Source organism: Janthinobacterium sp. NKUCC06_STL (genome assembly GCF_019345455.1).
GTDB classification, from domain to species: Bacteria; Pseudomonadota; Gammaproteobacteria; order Burkholderiales; family Burkholderiaceae_D; genus Janthinobacterium; species Janthinobacterium rivuli.
The window spans coordinates 164,715-181,462 of sequence record NZ_JAHKQY010000003.1; the positions used below are offsets into that span (position 1 = coordinate 164,715).

Genomic DNA, 16,748 nt, shown 5'->3' on the forward strand with positions numbered 1-16,748 from the left:
AAGGGGAAGTCGGCTACGCGATCACGCGTAAGGGGAATGTCGAGCTAAAAAGGCTTAGCAGGGGAAAACAGTGATCAGGCAGCCGACAGCACGGCAGTATCCGAATGGCGCATGTTGTCTACTCCTCAAGTGTGATGGAAAACCCCAGTGTGCCAGCGGCGTGCGCCGGCGTCAACGGAAGGTGTGGCTTAGCTGCACATGCCGTAAGCCTGACGCTCGGGGAAGTAGCGGTAGGTAAAGGTGCGCACCGGATAGCGCTTGCCGGCGACGAGCATGTCGGGCATGGACAGGTCAAAGCGCTGCGGCAGCTGGCGCGGCAGTTGCAGGCGCAAGCGCCACTGGGTTTCGGCGCTTGAACCGACGGCGGAAAACATGATGGGCAGCTGCTCGATGACGTCGACGATTTCCGCCTTGCGGTTCATGCCGCGCTGGTAGATGGTCAGCACTTTCGCTTCGGCGAAGGGGGGCTTTTTCGGCTCTTCCAGCAGGAAGGACAGGCGCGTGAAACTGGCTTGCGTGCCGATGGGAAGCGTAAAAATCAGCGCCAGCTCCGTGCCGCCTTCCTTCAGGGTGACGGGTGGCGTGGCATACACGCTGATACCGCGCGGCAGCTCGAAGCGTGAACCCTCCGTCCACGTCTTGCACTCGGGCGTGGTGGCCTGGTACAGGCTGGGCGCCGTGTAGTCGTTGCAGGCGGAGACCAGCAGCAGCAGGGGCAGGGCAAGCAGGGCGGAACGGCGCATGGAAGTCACGGTTGGGAGATGAGCCGACAGTGTAAGCGATCCCCCCGCGATCCACCAGCGGGCTTATGCTTGCCCGGGTGGCGCGCGCCGCACGGACTGCAGCTGGCAGTGCGCCGCCTGCAGCGCGTCCTTGATGGCGTCCAGCGCCAGTTGCGGCCGCGCCGCGCCGCACATGAAGATATCGACGGCGGCAAAGCCGCATTCCGGCCACGTGTGGATGGAGATATGCGACTCGGCCAGCAGCACCACGCCGGTGACGCCCTGGCCGGCGCCAAAGCTGTGGAAATGGCTGTGCAGTACTTGCGCGCCAGCCGCGATGGCCGCATCGCGCAGCAGGCGCTCGAGCGCGGCGCAGTCACGCAGGCGTTCCGGCGCGATACCCGACAAATCGGCCAGCAAATGGGTGCCCAGGGGCAGATGCGGTGTGGCTGCCATGCTTACTTGTGGCTGCCGCCGCTGGAGCCGCCGCCATAGCTGCCGCCGCCGCTGCCCGTACGCGAACTCCAGCTGCTGCCGCTGCTGCTGCCGGCCACCTTGAACATGCGCACCCAGTTGGCGGCCGTGACACTGAAGGTCACCATCAGGGCATAGATCACGTATTTACTCATGGGGGATTCTTTGCATTCTTGTCGAGAAAAGCGGCAGGCAGGAACAGCGCCAGGCAGCCCAGCAAACTCCACATCAGGGTGCTGGAGAACGAGACAAACATGGGGATCGCATTCAGCACCAGCACGATGACGATGAAGACCTTGGCGATGCCGCGGTGGCTCAGCTGGATATTCGTCGTTTTGCTGGCGCCATGGAAGGCGGCGCCGAACCAGGCGGCCATCTGATCATAGGCGACGGGCACGGAGCGCGACCAGGTCATTTCTTCGCCGGTCAGTTCCGCCGCCAGTTTGGTCTGTCCCTGCTCGAATTCATGCACATGCGTGCTGTCGCCGACGGCCACTTTCCAGTTGAAGGCGCCCGCCGCATACACGACCTGCGAGCCGTAGTCATACAGTTTGCGGTAGGTGGCGCCATCGAGCGTGCAGGTAGCGGCGTCCAGCGACGCCCAGTTGGGCCAGTTCGGCAGCACGTTCGAGCGCGACCAGCCATCGTCCGTTTCCACCAGCCAGAAGAAGCCGGCGCGCGCGTTGTACAGCAGGTATTCGTTCCACTCGCTGCCTTCGTCGTCGGCGCGGCGCATCATGCCGATCACCGTGAAATCGACATTGCTGATCTTTGCGCTGGCGCCCAGTTCCAGCGTGATGTCGGCGTTGTCGTGCACCTGCTTGCCGATGGCCAGCACCTGCGCTTCCGGGCCGCTGGCGTCGAGCTGCGCATGGCAGGCGGGGCACACGAGTTGCGCCGCCGCGCCAGGTACGTACTTGATGCCGCTGCCGCAGGACGGGCAGTCGAGCGCATCGAGCTTGCCGCGGTACTTGCCGGCGCTCCTGGCGATGGCGTCATCATCGCGCAGCAGCTGGCACTGCAAACCGTCCAGGGTGACGGCGACGCCCTGGTAGACGACCGGTTGCGGGCCATCCGTGTAGTCGAGCGTGACAAAGCTGGCGTAGTTGCGGAAGTCCGCCACCTGGATGCGCCAGCCGGCGCCCACCTTGAACGGCAGTTCGCCCTGGCCGGCGATGCATTCCGCGTTGCGGATCTCGGCCGCCGTGTATGGCTCGCCGCAGATCGTGTAGCGCTTGCCCGGCGCCAGCTCGCCAAAGACGGGTAAGGTATCTTGCGTGCTGCGCTCGCGCGTCAAGGTGTACAGGCCGGACGAGTCACCCAGCCACGCCGTGCTGGCGTCGTCGAACAGCAGATACCACTCGTTCCACGTGCCGGCGCTGTAGCGCTGCTGGATGCGGCCGACGACGGTGAAGTGCACGCCATCGTGCACGCCGGCCGTGCCGATCTGGATCGGCGTATAGTCTTCCAGGACGGCCGACATCTTGCCCATGTCCCTGACGGAGTCGGCGTCCTTGAGGATGGTGCTGTGGCAGTACTCGCACACGGCGAGCACGGAAGCGTGCGAGCGGAAGTGAACTTCCGCGCCGCAGCTGGGACAGGAAACAGTTTGCATGCAGTCGTATTTCGCTAATATTTAGCCGATCAGTTTTTTCAGCAGTTCAGCCTTGGCGCCGTCGTAGTCGGCTGGCGAAATGAGACCCTTGTCGAGCAGGCCCTTGAGTTTTTCCAGGCGCGCCTCGATCGGCTCTTCCACTGGCGCGGGTGGCGCCGCCGGCGCCGGTGCCTGCTGCTGCAGCGCGCCGCCCATGCTTTGCGCCATCACCTGGCCGATCGACAGCCCGGCGCCCAGTCCCGCACCGATACCGGCCATGCCGCCTTCGTTTTGCGCCGCCAGCGGAATCGCATTGGCCACCTGGAATTTCGTAAAGCCGCTCATCTTGTCTGCGCCCAGGCCGCCCTTCATGCCGGCCGAGATGCGCTCGTCGAGCGCCGCCTGCAATTCCTCGGGCAGGCTGATGCTGGCCACGTTGAATTCATCGAGACCCACGCCATAGCGGGCAAACGCCTGCGCCAGGCCATCCTTGACTTCCTGCGCCATCAGCGCCTGGTTGGCCGCCATGTCGAGGAAGGGAACATTCGCGCCGCCCAGCGAGCTGGCCATGCTCGACATCAAAATGCCGCGCAATTGATCTTCCACCTCGTCGCGCGTATAGACTTCGCGCGTGCCACTGATCTCGGTGAAGAAGGTGCGGGCATCGGCGATGCGGTACGAGTACATGCCGAAGGCGCGCACGCGGATCATGTCGAAATCCTTGTCACGGATGGTGATCGGCTGCGGCGTGCCCCATTTGCGGCCCGTCTGCACGCGGGTGCTGAAGTAATACACGTCCGACTTGAACGGCGAATCGAACAGCTTGTCCCAGTTTTTCAGGTTGGTCAGCAGCGGCAAAGTCTGCGTCGTCAGCTTGTGCGTGCCGGGACCGAAGACGTCGGCGATCTTGCCTTCATTGACGAAGACGGCGACCTGCGATTCGCGCACATTCAGGATGGCGCCGTTCTGGATCTCGAAATCCTGCATGGGGAAGCGCCAGGCCAGTACGCCTTCCGTCTCTTCGTTCCATTGCAGTACGTCGATAAACTGCTTCTTGATAAAGCTGCCGAGGCTCATGATGGTGTCCTTGAATGAGGTAAAACGTCAGGAAATGCAGGCGGCGTTGATGGCGCCGATCGACAGGGAAATGGCGGCCAGCAGGCCGCCGAAAGCGCTGTTGTTCGATTCGATCTGGTCCTTCGACATGCGCAGCAAACGCGTGGTGACCACATAGGCGAGCAATTGCACCACCATGGCGCCGAAGGCCCAGGCGAAAAATTGCTGGTAGCCGGCCGTGTGCATCAGGGACGAGGCGATGGTGGCGGAAAAGCCCAGCAGCGCGCCGCCCAGCGACAGGGCTGCTGCCTGGTTGCCCTGGCGGATCAGCAGTACTTCGTTATACGGCGTGACGCGCGTGTAAATGATAAAAAATACAATCAGCAGCGCGGCGGCCAGTAAAAGGTGGATCAGATAGTTTAGGATGTCGGGCACGGCATTCCTCGCAATGAGCATTTGATAACGTCAACGCATATTAGAACAAAAAAAGTCCAATGAACAAAAAGATTCTGATTTTGTCCGTCTTCGTGGTCGCTTCCTGCGGCCTCGCCTATGAGCTGATCGCCGGCGCCATGTCCAGCTACCTGCTCGGCGACTCCATCCTGCAGTTTTCCACCATCATTGGCTGCTACCTGTTCGCGATGGGTGTGGGCGCTCACTTTTCTAAGTACGTCAAGGACGACGACGTGCTGTCGCGCTTTGTCGATATCGAACTGGCCGTGGGCCTGATCGGCGGCCTGTCGGCCGCCATCCTGTTCATGACCTTTTCGTGGATGGCCGCGCCATTTCGCACCTTATTGTATGTGATGGTGTTCCTGATCGGCGCACTGGTCGGCATGGAAGTGCCGCTCGTGATGCGCGCCCTGAACACGCGCCAGACGGAATTTTCCGAGCTGGTCAGCCGCGTGCTGACCTTCGATTATCTGGGCGCGCTGGCCGTTTCCCTGCTGTTCCCGCTGGTGCTGTCGCCGTATCTGGGCCTGGTGCGCACGGGCTTTTTGTTCGGCATGCTCAACGTGGGCGTGGGCCTGTGGAGCATTTATGTGTTCCGCGCCGAGCTGAAAAATCTCACCGGGCGTCTGCTGCGCGCCTGCGCCGTGATGCTGCTGCTGATCGCCGGCTTTGCCATGTCGGACCGCATGGTGGCCTGGGGAGAACACGGCCTGTTCGGCGACCAGATCGTGTATTCCACCACCACGCCCTACCAGCGCCTGGTGATCACGCGCTGGAAGGACGATACGCGGCTGTACATCAACGGCAACCTGCAGTTTTCCTCGCGCGACGAATACCGCTACCACGAGGCGCTGGTGCACCCCGTGCTGGAAGCGCTGCCGTGGGCGCGCCGCGTGCTGGTGCTGGGCGGCGGCGATGGCCTGGCCCTGCGCGAAATCCTCCGTTATCCACAGATCGAACACGTCACCGTGGTCGACCTCGATCCGGCCATGACGGCCGCGTTTACCACGCGTCCGGAACTGGCCAAGCTGAATAACAACTCGTTCTCGGACAAGCGCGTCACCGTCGTCAATGCCGATGCCGCCGTCTGGCTGCGCAATAACGGCGACATGTTCGACGCGGCCATCGTCGATTTCCCCGACCCGTCCAGCTTCGCGCTCGGCAAACTGTATTCGGTGCCGTTCTACGACCTGGTGAAAAAGCACCTGGCCGCCAAGGGCCTGATGGTGGTGCAATCGACGTCGCCGTTTTTTGCCCCGCACGCCTACTGGACCATCAATTCGACCCTGCGTGAAGTGGGCATGCGCACCTGGCCCTATCACGCCTACGTGCCCTCGTTCGGCGAATGGGGTTTTATCCTCGCTTCGCCCCAGCTCGACTACACACCGCCGACGACCTACCGCCTGCCGATGCGCTACCTGAATGCGGACACCACACGCGAAATGTTCATCTTCCCGCCCGATATGCAGCCGCTGCCGATGGCGCCAAATCGCCTGAATACCCAGTCGCTCGTGCATGAATTCGAGCAGGACTGGAACCGGGTGATCCGCTGATGCAGCGCCGCTCCTTCATGCTGTGGGCCGCCGGCGGCACGGCGGCGGCTGCCGCTGGCATCGGCAGCATCGCCGCCTATCTGCGCTGGCAGGAAATCACGCCGAAGGTGCTGTATCCCGGCCGCAGCGAGGGACACTATCTGCGCAAGCTGCTGCGCGAGCGCACGGCGCTGCCGGCGCCCTCGGCAACCATCACCACGGACGTGGCCATCCTCGGTTCCGGCATTGCCGGCCTGACGGCCGCCTGGCGTCTGAACAAGCTGGGGCACCAGGATTTCCTGATGGTCGACGGTCCCCAGCCCTACGGCAACGCGGCCGGCGGCCACTTTGGCGACCTGGCCTATCCTACGGGCGGCCATTATTTGCCGCTGCCTTCGCCTGAATCGACGCATGTGCGAGAGATATTGTTCGACCTGGGCATTATCCAGCGCGATCCGCAGGCGGAAAAGCCGTACTACGATGAGCGTTACATCCTGCACGCGCCGGAAGAGCGCTTGCTGTTCAACGGCCACTGGCAGGAGGGCTTCATTCCCACCGAAGGCGTGCCGCCTGCGGAACTGGCGCAGCACGAGCGCTTCTTTGCGCAGGTGGCGCAACTGCGCCAGGCGCATGGCAACGACGGCAAGCGCGTGTTTGTCTTTCCTACCGTGGAATCGTCGCAAGACCCGGCCTGGCAGGCGCTCGACACCATCACGTTAAAACAGTGGATGGAGCGCGAAGGATACACCTCGCCCACCCTGCACTGGTATCTGAACTACTGCTGCCGCGACGACTACGGCACGCGCTACGACCAGGTGTCGGCCTGGGCCGGTCTGCATTACTACTGCAGCCGCTGGGGCCAGGCGGCGAATGCGGGCAATGGCGCCTGGCTGACCTGGCCGGGCGGCATGCAGCCGGTCGCCACGGCCATGGAGCAGGCGTCGGGCGTCAAACGTCATGCGGGCACGGTGGTTTCCGTGCAGACGACGGACCAGGGCGTCGAAGCGCTGTGCCTGGAACTGGTCGACGGCCAGCCGCGCACCTACCTGGTCAAGGCGCGCAAGGCCATCTGCGCCATGCCGCTGTATGTGGCGGCGCGCGTAGTGAAGAATATCGCCGGCTATGGCTTTGACGCGAAGCGCGATACGCCCGCGTATGCGCCGTGGATGGTGGCGAATTTTTTACTGAAACGCTTTCCCGACGAACTGCCGCATGCGCCCCTGTGCTGGGACAACGTCGTGTACCAGGAGCCGGGCCTCGGCTATGTCGTCTCCACGCACCAGGACATCCGCGTGCGCCCGCCCGAGAAAACCGTCTTCAGCGCCTACGTGGCCCTGTCCGACCGTACGCCGCAGCAAGCGCGCAAATGGTTAGACGTGGCCACGCCTGAAGAATTGCTGGCGCTGGCCAGTGTCGACCTGAAAACGGCGTATGGACGCGATTTTGCCAATTGCGTCGAACGCGTCGACATCACCGTGCGCGGCCACGCCATGGCGGCACCGTTGCCCGGTTTTCGCAGCAATGCGGGCCTCAAAGCCTTGCGCGAGCACGATGGCGCCATCCTGTTCGCGCATGCGGATCTGTCGGGCTTTTCCGTGTTTGAGGAGGCGGCGTGGTGGGGGGATCGCGCTGCGCGGCTGGCGATCACATAAATGAAAAAGGCCGGCGCAAGCGCCGGCCAGAGCCCCCTAAGGCTCGAACCTGTACTTCCTTGTTCTTCTCATTTATTTTTATTAATGACGTCGATGAAGACGGCCGCCAGCAGCACCAGGCCCTTGATCACTTGCTGGTAATCGATACCGATGCCCATGATGGACATGCCGTTGTTCATCACGCCCATGATGAAGGCGCCGATGACGGCTCCCATCACCTTGCCCACGCCGCCCGACGCCGAGGCGCCGCCGATGAAGCAGGCGGCGATCACGTCCAGCTCGAATCCTGTTCCCGCCTTCGGCGTGGCCGTGTTCAGGCGCGCCGCGAAGATCAGGCCGGCCAGCGCGGCCAGCATGCCCATGTTGACGAAGGTGTAGAAGCTGACCCGTTCCGTCTTGATGCCGGACAGGCGCGCCGCCTTCTCGTTGCCGCCCACGGCATACACGCGCCGGCCCAGCACGGTGCGGTTGGTAATGAAGGTGTAGGCGACGATGAGCAGCGACATCACGGCCAGCACGTTGGGAAAACCGCGGTAGGACGCCAGCAGGTAGCTGAAATACACCATCACGGCGGCGAAGATGGCGTTTTTCAGCAGGAAGAAGGCGCGCGGCTCGTTTTCCATGCCGTGTTTCAGTTGCTTGGCGCGGCTGCGCAGCGAGGTGATGATCAGCGCCGCGGCGGCGATCACGCCCAGCAGCAGCGACAGGCCGCGCAGGTTTTCGCCGCCGAACGGATCGGGCAAAAAGCCCGAGCTGAGCATCTGGAAGCCTTCCGGGAAAGGGCCGACCGACTGGCCAGCGAGCAGCGCCAGGGTCAGGCCCTTGAACACCAGCATGCCGGCCAGGGTGACGATGAAGGACGGGATCTTGAAGAAGGCGACGAAATAGCCTTGCGCGCCGCCGATGACGGCGCCGGCCAGCAGGCAGATGATGCTGGCGGCGACAAAATTCATGTTGTAGTTGACGATCAGGACGGCCGCCAGCGCGCCGACGAAGCCGACCACCGAGCCGACGGACAAATCGATATGGCCGGCCACGATGACCATCAGCATGCCCAGCGCCATGATGACGATGTAGCTGTTTTGCAGCACCAGGTTGGTCAGGTTCAGCGGCTGCATCAGGGTGCCGTCGGTCATGTACTGGAAAAAGCCCATGATGACGATCAGCGAGAGCAGCATGCCGTAGTCGCGCATATTGTTCTTCAAAAAGCCGGCATAGCTTTTCGCTTGCGGCGCGGCCGCCGGCTCTGCTGCCGATGGCGCGCCTGCTGTCAATTTATTGTCCATTGTTTTCTCCGTGTGTAACGATCGCGCGCATGATGCGCTCCTGCGATGCTTCTGCTGCGCTCAGTTCTGCCGCGAAGCGGCCTTCGTTCATGACATAGATCCGGTCGCACATGCCCAGCAATTCCGGCATTTCCGACGAAATCATGATGATGCATTTGCCTTCGGCGGCCAGGTCGCTGATGATGCTGTAGATCTCGTATTTGGCGCCCACGTCGATGCCGCGGCTCGGTTCATCGAGGATCAGCACGTCGGGGCGCGAAAACAGCCACTTCGCCAGCACCACTTTTTGCTGGTTGCCGCCGGACAGATTGACCACCTTCTGCGCCACGCTCGAGCAGCGGGTCTTGAGCTTGCGGCGGAACTCTTCGGCCACGCCGAATTCACGCTGCTCGTCGATCACCATGTGTTTGGAAATCGCGTCCAGGTTGGCCAGGCTGGTGTTCTTCTGGATGTCTTCCTCGAGGATCAGGCCCAGGCCCTTGCGGTCTTCCGTGACATACGCGAGGCCATGGGCGATCGCCTTGCCGATGGTGCTGACGTCGATCTCCTGGCCATTCTTGAGTACCGTGCCGCTGATGCGCTGGCCGTAGGCGCGGCCGAAAATGCTCATCGCCAGTTCCGTGCGCCCGGAGCCCATCAAGCCGGCGATGCCGATGATCTCTCCCTTTTTCGCGTGCATGTTGATGCCCTTGATGACGGGGCGGTCGGCATGCTCGGGATGGAAGACGCGCCAGTCGCGCACTTCGAAAATGGTCTCGCCGATGGTCGGCGTGCGCGGTGGATAGCGGTCCGCCATTTCGCGCCCGACCATTTTTTCGATGATGCGGTCTTCGCTGACGGGTTCGACGCGGCAGTCGAAACTGTCGACCGTGTTCCCGTCGCGCAGCACCGTGATGGCATCGGCGACTCTTGAAATTTCATTGAGCTTGTGCGAGATCAGGATCGAGGCGATGCCCTGGGCTTTCAGGCCCAGCAGCAGGTCGAGCAGGGCCGCGCTGTCGCTTTCGTTCAGGCTGGCCGTCGGCTCGTCGAGGATCAAGAGCTTGACGTCCTTGCACAGCGCCTTGGCGATCTCGATCAGCTGCTGCTTGCCCACGCCCAGGTTGGTGATCAGCGTGTCCGGGGACTCTTTCAGGCCGACTTTCTGCAGCAGTTCGCGCGTCTTGCTTTGCGCGTATTCCCAGTCGATGACGCCCATGCTGGACGGTTCGTTGCCGAGGAAGATATTTTCGGCGATCGACAGCTGGGGCACCAGCGCCAGTTCCTGGTGGATGATGATGATGCCGATTTCTTCGCTGTCCTTGATGCCGCGGAAGTGCCGCGTCTGGCCCAGGTAATCGATGTCGCCCGTATAGCTGCCATGGCCGTAGACGCCGCTCAGCACTTTCATCAGGGTCGATTTGCCGGCGCCGTTTTCGCCGACGATGGCGTGGATCTCGCCGCTGCGTACCCGCAGGTTGACATTGTCGAGCGCAACGACGCCCGGGAATGTTTTGCGTATCCCGCGCATTTCCAGGATAGTGTTCGTCATATAACCTCTCTGGCACGGCCGCGCTGGTTGGCGCCGGTCGTGCGGCAGTCTTGTTCTTGATCGTGCATGAAGCGAAAGGCCCGGCAGCGCCGGGCCTTCAGTACCGTCGATGCTTATTTCACTTGCGCTTCCGTGTAGTAGCCGCTGCCGGTGACGAGCACCTGCTTCCAGTTCGCCTTGTCGACGGTGACGGGTTTCAGCAGGTAGGACGGCACCACCTTGACGCCGTTGTTATAGGTCTTGGTGTCGTTGACGGTCGGCGTCTTGCCGCTCATCATCGCGTCGACCATGTTGGCCGTGACCTTGGCCAGCTCGCGCGTGTCCTTGAACACGGTCGATGCCTGTTCGCCGCGGATTATCGATTTCACCGACGGGATTTCCGCATCCTGGCCCGTCACGACGGGGAACGGCTGCTTCGGCGTGCCGTAGCCGACGCCCTTGAGCGAGGACAGGATGCCGATGCTCAAGCCGTCATACGGCGACAGCACCGCGTCGACGCGCGCATTGCCGTAGTAGGCGCTGAGCAGGTTGTCCATGCGGGCTTGCGCCACGGCGCCATCCCAGCGCAGGGTGGCAACCTTTTCCATGCCCATCTGCTTCGAGCGCACCACCAGCTTGCCGCTGTCGATGTACGGTTTGAGCACCGACAGCGCGCCGTTGTAGAAGAAGTGCGCGTTGTTGTCATCGGCCGAGCCGCCGAACAGTTCGATATTGAACGGACCCTTGCCTTCCTTGAGTTTCAGCGCCGATTCGATATAGCCCGCTTGCAGCACGCCGACCTGGAAGTTGTCGAAGGTGGCGTAGTAATCGATGTTTTTCGTGCCGCGGATCAAACGGTCATACGAGATGACCTTGATACCCTTGTCGGCCGCCTTTTGCAGCACGTTCGACAAGGTGGTGCCGTCGATGGCGGCGATCACCAGCACCTTGGCGCCCTTGGTGATCATGTTTTCCACCTGCGCCAGCTGGTTCGGGATGTCGTCGTCGGCAAACTGCAAGTCCGTCTTGTAGCCGCGCTCCTTGAATACCTTGACCATGTTGTCGCCGTCGGCGATCCAGCGCATGGACGACTTGGTTGGCATCGAGATGCCGATCGCGCCCTTGTCGGCGGCGCTTGCCACGGGCATTACCGCCATGCCGGAGATGGCCAGCGCCAGGCTCGCGGTCAGCATTTTCATTGTTGTTTTCATTTCAGGTCTCCACCGTCTTCGATAGTTGAATGTGCCAGGGCCGTCGTCCAGTGGGCGGGCTCCATGCGAATGGCCGATTGCAGGCCACGGCTGATACTAGTTTGTCCATCCATCCCTCACCAATCACTTTTTTCGCATTGGCGATATCCAAAACGGTATCGATAAGCCAATTGATGCAATGCGCCATGGCCTGCCTTTTCGCCTGCGCACAGGGCGGAAATGGAGGGCGGGTGGCGGCTTTTTATGCTGCACTGCAATACCAATAATCATCATTCAATTTGGTGATTTTCGTAATTGCGGCGACACAGGGCGGCGCGCAGAATCGGTCCGGACTTGAAGACCCGCCATCCCGTCATGACCTTTTGAAAGCTAGCCATGCAGCCGATTTCTCCCGCCTCCCTGTTGCCCGCCGACCTGGCGCAGGCCGTCCTCATCGGCCGCATCTGGCGTGACGGCCCGTGCGTCGTCGCCGTGCGCGGCGGCGAGGTGGTCGACATCACGCAGACGGTGGCGACGGTGGCCGAACTGTTCGAGCGCAGCGATGCGCTCGATATCGCCCGCCATGCGCCGGGCATCGCGCTCGGCTCCGTGCAGGCGCTGCTGGCGCAGGCGCTGGCCGCGCCAGCCGGCCAGCCGTTGCTGCTGGCGCCGTGCGACCTGCAGGCCGTCAAGGCCTGCGGCGTGACCTTCGCCGTCAGCCTGCTCGAACGCGTGATCGAGGAACAGGCGGGCGGCGACGCGGCGCGCGCGGCGAGCCTGCGCACCGCCCTGCAAATGACCCTGGGCGGCGATTTGTCGGCATTGAAGCCTGGCTCGGACGCGGCGCAGCGCCTGAAACAGCAGCTGCAGCAGCGCGGCGCCTGGTCGCAATACATGGAAGTGGGCATCGGCCCCGATGCGGAAGTGTTTACCAAGGCGCAGCCGATGTCGTCGGTCGGCTGCGGCGCGCAGGTGGGCTTGCTGCCATCGTCCGCCTGGAACAACCCGGAGCCCGAGATCGTCCTGGCCGTCAACAGCCGCGGCGAGGTGCTGGGGGCGACCTTGGGTAACGACGTCAACCTGCGCGATATCGAAGGGCGCAGCGCCCTCTTGCTGGGCAAGGCCAAGGATAACAACGGTTCCTGCGCCATCGGCCCCTTCATCCGCCTGTTTGACGAGCACTTCACGCTCGACACCGTGCGCCAGGCGGAAGTGTCGCTGCTGATCGAGGGCGCGGACGACGGCTTTGTGCTCGAAGGCGCCAGCTTCATGCGCGAAATCAGCCGCGACCCGCTCGACCTGGTGCGCCAGACGGCAGGCCAGTACCACCAGTATCCGGACGGCTTCATGCTGTTCCTGGGCACCATGTTCTCGCCCGTGAAGGACCGCGGCGCGCAGGGCGGCGGCTTTACACACCACCTGGGCGACCGCGTGACGATTGCCAGCGCTGCGCTGGGCGCGCTGGTCAACGAAGTGCAGCGCTGCGATGCGATTACTCCCTGGACGTTCGGCGTGCGCGCGCTGTACCAGAACCTGGCCCAGCGTGGCTTGCTTTGATCCGATTATTTTAAAAAGAGAGACACCATGCAGCATGCAATTTATTCCAGTCTGGCAGGCAAGCGCGTCGTCATCACGGGCGGCGGCACCGGCATCGGCGTGGCCATCGTCGAGGCGTTCGCGCGCCAGGGCGCCCACGTCATCTTTCTCGACATCGCCCGCGAGGCGTCGCTGGCGCTGCAGGACAAGCTGGCCCACTTGCCGCAGCCGCCCGTTTTCCGCTATTGCGACCTGACGGACCTGGGCGCCCTGGCCGCCACCTTCGCCGAGATCGCACACAGCGCGGGCGCCACGGATATCCTCATCAACAACGCGGCCAATGACGACCGCCACGAACTGCAGGACGTCACGCCCGCCTACTGGGACGAGCGCATGGCCGTGAACCTGCGCCACCAGTATTTCTGCGCCCAGGCCGTGGCGCCCGCCATGCGCGCCAAGGGCAGCGGCGTGATCCTCAACCTGGGCTCGATTTCCTGGCATCTGGCGCAAGCGCGCCTGTCGATCTACATGACGGCCAAAGCCGGCATCGAGGGCCTGACGCGCGGCCTGGCGCGTGACCTGGGCATCGATGGCATCCGCGTCAACTGCATCATTCCCGGCGCCGTGCGCACACCGCGCCAGGAAAAGCTGTGGCATACGCCGGAAGCGGAAGCCGTGATCCTGCAGGGCCAATGCCTGCAGCTGCGCGTGGAGCCGGAAGACGTGGCCGCGCTGGCGCTGTTCCTCGCGTCGGACAACGCGGCCAAGTGCGCCGGACGCGAATACTACGTCGACGCAGGCTGGTACGGCGCATGAGCACCGCAGGCAAACACCCGGCGCGGCGCTTCCGCTCGCAGGACTGGTTCGACAATCCCGACCATATCGACATGACGGCGCTGTACCTGGAGCGCTTCATGAACTACGGGATCACGGCCGAGGAGCTGCGCTCGGGCCGTCCCATCATCGGCATCGCGCAAAGCGGTAGCGACATCAGTCCCTGCAACCGCATTCACCTGGAGCTGGCGCAGCGCGTGCGCGACGGCATCCGCGACGCGGGCGGCATCCCGATGGAATTCCCGCTGCACCCGATTTTTGAAAACTGCCGCCGTCCCACGGCCGCGCTGGACCGCAACCTCGCGTATCTGGGCCTGGTGGAGATTTTGCACGGCTACCCGATCGACGCCGTGGTGCTGACGACGGGCTGCGACAAGACCACGCCGGCCCAGCTGATGGCCGCCGCCACGGTGGATATTCCCGCCATCGTGCTGTCGGGCGGTCCCATGCTCGACGGCTGGATGGACGGCGAACTGGTGGGTTCCGGCGCCGCCATCTGGAAAGGCCGCCGCCAGCTGTCGGCCGGCTTGATCGACAACGACAAATTCCTGCAGATCGCCGCCGCCTCGGCACCGTCGGCCGGCCATTGCAACACCATGGGCACGGCATCGACCATGAATGCGCTGGCCGAGGCGCTGGGCATGTCGCTGACGGGCTGCTCGGCCATCCCCGCGCCGTACCGCGAGCGGGGCCAGATCGCCTATGCAACGGGGCGCCGCATCGTCGCCATGGCGCATGAGGACGTGCGTCCGTCGAGCATTCTCACGCGCGAGGCGTTCCTGGACGCCATCATCGTCAACGCGGCCATCGGCGGCTCGACCAACGCCCAGCCGCACCTGATGGCCATGGCGCGCCATGCGGGCGTGGAATTGCACTCGAGCGACTGGATGGAGCACGGCTACGACGTGCCGCTGCTGTTGAACATGCAGCCGGCCGGAAAATACCTGGGGGAGCGCTTCCACCGCGCCGGCGGCGTGCCGGCCGTCATGTGGGAGCTGCAGCAGGCGGGTTTGCTGCACGCGGACAGGTTGACGGTCACGGGCCAGACGATGGCGGCGAACCTGGCGGGGCATGAAAGCGCGGACCGCGAGATGATCCGCCCATTTGCCGCGCCGCTGAAGGAAAAGGCCGGTTTCATGGCCTTGCAGGGCAACCTGTTCGATTTTGCCATCATGAAGACCAGCGTGATCTCGCCCGCTTTCCGCGAGCGCTACCTGTCGCGTCCCGGCAGCGAAGGCGTATTCGAGGCGCGCGCCATCGTTTTCGATGGTTCTGCCGACTACCACGCGCGCATCAACGATCCGGCCCTGCAAATTGATGACAGCTGCATGCTGGTCATGCGCGGCGCAGGTCCCGTGGGCTGGCCCGGTTCGGCCGAAGTGGTCAACATGCAGCCGCCCGACGCCTTGCTCAAGGCCGGCATTCTGAACCTGCCGACCCTGGGCGACGGGCGCCAGTCGGGCACCTCGGACAGCCCGTCGATCCTGAACGCGTCGCCGGAAAGCGCCGTGGGCGGCGGCCTGGCGCTGCTGCGTACGGGCGACATCATCCGCGTGGACTTGAACGCGGGCCAGTGCGACATGCTGGTCGATGCCATTGAGCTGGCGCGCCGCGCCAAAGAACTGCCGCCGCCCGTCAACGACAGCGCCACGCCATGGCAGGAGCTTTACCGCGCCAGCGTGGGCCAGCTGGAAACGGGCGCCTGCATGGAGCTGGCGCTGAAATACCGCGCCGTGGGCCAGACCCTGCCACGCCATAACCATTAGCAGGCAGGTCGGGGTAGGTCGGCTTAGCGCTCCGCGCGTAAGCCGACACCACCACAGACATAAAATTTTTCAGCAGTACCCGTAGTTAAAAAACGTTGTTAATAAAATCCACAAGGAGACACACAATGAACAAGATCATCAGTGCAGCCATCATGACCGCCATGCTGGCATTGAGCAGCAGCGCCGCCCTGGCTGACGCCAAAAACCCGAAGATCGGCTTTTCCATCGACGACCTGCGCGTGGAACGCTGGACGCGCGACCGTGATTTCTTCATCGCCGCCGCCGAAAAGCAGGGCGCCAAAGTCTTCGTGCAATCGGCCGACGCCAGCGAACAGCGCCAGATTTCGCAAATCGAAAACCTGATCTCGCGCGGCGTGGATGTGCTGGTCATCGTACCGTTCAACGCCACTGTCCTCAACAACACCGTCAAGGAAGCGAAAAAGGCCGGCATCAAGGTGCTGTCGTATGACCGCCTGATCCTGAACGCCGATATCGATGCCTACATCTCGTTCGACAACGAGAAAGTGGGCGAGATGCAGGCCGAAGGCGTGACCAAGCTGCAGCCGAAGGGCAATTACTATTTGCTGGGCGGCTCGCCGACCGACAACAACGCCAAGATGCTGCGCGAAGGCCAGATGAAGGTACTCAAACCGTTCATCGACAAGGGCGACATCAAGATCGTCGGCCAGCAGTGGGTGAAGGACTGGAGCGCCACCGAAGCGCTGTCCATCGTGGAAAACGCGCTGACGGCCAACGGCAACAAGATCGACGCCATCGTCGCCTCGAACGACGGCACGGCCGGCGGCGCCATCCAGGCACTGGCCGCGCAAAAGCTGGCCGGCAAGGTGCCGGTCTCGGGCCAGGACGCCGATCTGGCGGCCGTGAAACGCGTCATCGCCGGCACGCAGTCGATGACCGTCTACAAACCGTTGAAAACGATCGCTGCGGAAGCGGCCAAGTTGGCCGTGCAACTGGCGCGCAATGAAAAGCCGGCCTACAACTCCAGCTATGACAACGGCCTGAAAAAAGTCAGCACGGTGCTGCTGAAACCGACGCCGCTGACCAAGGCGAATGTGAACATTCTCGTTGACGACGGTTTTTATACCAAAGCTCAGTTGGGCAACTAAAAGCTGGGGTCAGACC

15 protein-coding genes are annotated in these 16,748 nt (G+C 63.1%); 6 read left to right on the plus strand and 9 right to left on the minus strand.

Translation table 11 applies throughout. From position 1 onward, the window contains the following. Nucleotides 1-188: 188 nt before the first annotated feature. The 6 genes from KO539_RS13290 to KO539_RS13315 form a co-directional block, all read right to left on the minus strand. The gene (locus KO539_RS13290; RefSeq protein ID WP_099401114.1) at nt 189-743 is read right to left on the minus strand and encodes a hypothetical protein; all 555 of its coding nucleotides are present in this window, start codon (nt 741-743) and stop codon (nt 189-191) included. A 63-nt stretch (nt 744-806) separates the two neighbouring features. Then, entirely contained in the window at nt 807-1,178 is a 372-nt protein-coding gene (gene speD, locus KO539_RS13295) for an adenosylmethionine decarboxylase (protein ID WP_219310058.1), read from the minus strand. 2 nt (nt 1,179-1,180) lie between these two features. Next, complete coding sequence (locus KO539_RS13300) at nt 1,181-1,351, minus strand: hypothetical protein (RefSeq protein WP_157814714.1); 171 nt, start codon at nt 1,349-1,351, stop codon at nt 1,181-1,183. Beyond that, nucleotides 1,348-2,811, minus strand: coding sequence for a DUF4178 domain-containing protein (locus KO539_RS13305; RefSeq protein ID WP_219310060.1), 1,464 nt, complete (start codon nt 2,809-2,811; stop codon nt 1,348-1,350). Before KO539_RS13305 ends, KO539_RS13300 begins: the two co-directional genes overlap by 4 nt. 21 nt (nt 2,812-2,832) lie before the next feature. Next, complete coding sequence (locus tag KO539_RS13310; RefSeq protein WP_219310062.1) at nt 2,833-3,867, minus strand: SPFH domain-containing protein; 1,035 nt, start codon at nt 3,865-3,867, stop codon at nt 2,833-2,835. Between the two features lie 27 nt (nt 3,868-3,894). Then, nucleotides 3,895-4,281 (minus strand): DUF350 domain-containing protein, encoded by a 387-nt coding sequence (locus KO539_RS13315; RefSeq protein ID WP_081922834.1) that lies wholly within the window; start codon nt 4,279-4,281, stop codon nt 3,895-3,897. 59 nt (nt 4,282-4,340) lie between these two features. Here KO539_RS13315 and KO539_RS13320 point away from each other — a divergent pair, with 59 nt between their 5' ends. After that, nucleotides 4,341-5,852: a polyamine aminopropyltransferase gene (locus KO539_RS13320; RefSeq protein ID WP_219310064.1), complete on the plus strand. Its 1,512-nt coding sequence runs from the start codon at nt 4,341-4,343 to the stop codon at nt 5,850-5,852. After that, nucleotides 5,852-7,483, plus strand: a complete 1,632-nt coding sequence (locus KO539_RS13325; protein WP_219310066.1) for an NAD(P)/FAD-dependent oxidoreductase — start codon at nt 5,852-5,854, stop codon at nt 7,481-7,483. The genes KO539_RS13320 and KO539_RS13325 overlap by 1 nt, the downstream gene beginning before the upstream one ends. A gap of 68 nt (nt 7,484-7,551) precedes the next feature. Here KO539_RS13325 and mmsB read toward each other — a convergent pair whose 3' ends face one another. The 3 genes from mmsB to chvE all read right to left on the minus strand — a co-directional run bounded on the left by mmsB (nt 7,552) and on the right by chvE (nt 11,436). Continuing rightward, nucleotides 7,552-8,769, minus strand: coding sequence for a multiple monosaccharide ABC transporter permease (mmsB, locus tag KO539_RS13330; RefSeq protein ID WP_219310068.1), 1,218 nt, complete (start codon nt 8,767-8,769; stop codon nt 7,552-7,554). Continuing rightward, nucleotides 8,759-10,300, minus strand: coding sequence for a multiple monosaccharide ABC transporter ATP-binding protein (mmsA, locus tag KO539_RS13335; RefSeq protein WP_219310070.1), 1,542 nt, complete (start codon nt 10,298-10,300; stop codon nt 8,759-8,761). The genes mmsB and mmsA overlap by 11 nt, the downstream gene beginning before the upstream one ends. A gap of 113 nt (nt 10,301-10,413) precedes the next feature. Then, complete coding sequence (chvE, locus tag KO539_RS13340; RefSeq protein WP_223278970.1) at nt 10,414-11,436, minus strand: multiple monosaccharide ABC transporter substrate-binding protein; 1,023 nt, start codon at nt 11,434-11,436, stop codon at nt 10,414-10,416. 429 nt (nt 11,437-11,865) lie between these two features. Here chvE and KO539_RS13345 point away from each other — a divergent pair, with 429 nt between their 5' ends. From KO539_RS13345 to xylF, 4 genes are all read left to right on the plus strand, one after another. After that, entirely contained in the window at nt 11,866-13,026 is a 1,161-nt protein-coding gene (locus KO539_RS13345; protein ID WP_219310072.1) for a fumarylacetoacetate hydrolase family protein, read from the plus strand. Nucleotides 13,027-13,053: 27 nt separating this feature from the next. Then, nucleotides 13,054-13,821: an SDR family NAD(P)-dependent oxidoreductase gene (locus tag KO539_RS13350; protein WP_219310073.1), complete on the plus strand. Its 768-nt coding sequence runs from the start codon at nt 13,054-13,056 to the stop codon at nt 13,819-13,821. Continuing rightward, on the plus strand, nt 13,818-15,605 hold the full coding sequence (locus KO539_RS13355) for an IlvD/Edd family dehydratase (RefSeq protein WP_219310075.1): 1,788 nt from the start codon (nt 13,818-13,820) through the stop codon (nt 15,603-15,605). Before KO539_RS13350 ends, KO539_RS13355 begins: the two co-directional genes overlap by 4 nt. A gap of 152 nt (nt 15,606-15,757) precedes the next feature. Next, entirely contained in the window at nt 15,758-16,732 is a 975-nt protein-coding gene (gene xylF / locus KO539_RS13360) for a D-xylose ABC transporter substrate-binding protein (protein ID WP_099377905.1), read from the plus strand. The last annotated feature ends 16 nt before the right edge of the window (nt 16,733-16,748 follow it).